Annotated in this window: 1 pseudogene; it reads left to right on the forward strand. The window is 43.2% G+C overall.

From position 1 onward, the window contains the following. Window positions 1-182: 182 nt before the first annotated feature. Window positions 183-273 (forward strand): annotated as a pseudogene (locus IEQ44_RS18165) (hypothetical protein); the annotation flags it as partial.

The following is a 273-nucleotide window of genomic DNA, read 5'->3' on the forward strand; positions in this document are numbered from 1 at the left end:
TAGCCTACCCGGTATCCTAGTTACTTTTTTGCACAAATTTGTTTTCTTTTCAGTCTATTTAGTTAGATTTTTGTTTTACATGGTTGTTTGTTGACTAGGGTTCATGCCATGTACTCGCACTGTATAAGAAGGTCTCCTAAAAAAATGTAAATTGTCCTCTTCTCCCAGGCTGTACGTGGGAATATGCAGCCATGGTGGCCTACATCAAGCGCTGCTTGCCCCAGAGCATGCTGGTAGTTGTAGGCTTCAGTCTGGGAGGGAACATCGTCTGTA

Source organism: Nocardioides malaquae (assembly GCF_015070385.1).
Taxonomy (GTDB): Bacteria; Actinomycetota; Actinomycetes; order Propionibacteriales; family Nocardioidaceae; genus Nocardioides; species Nocardioides malaquae.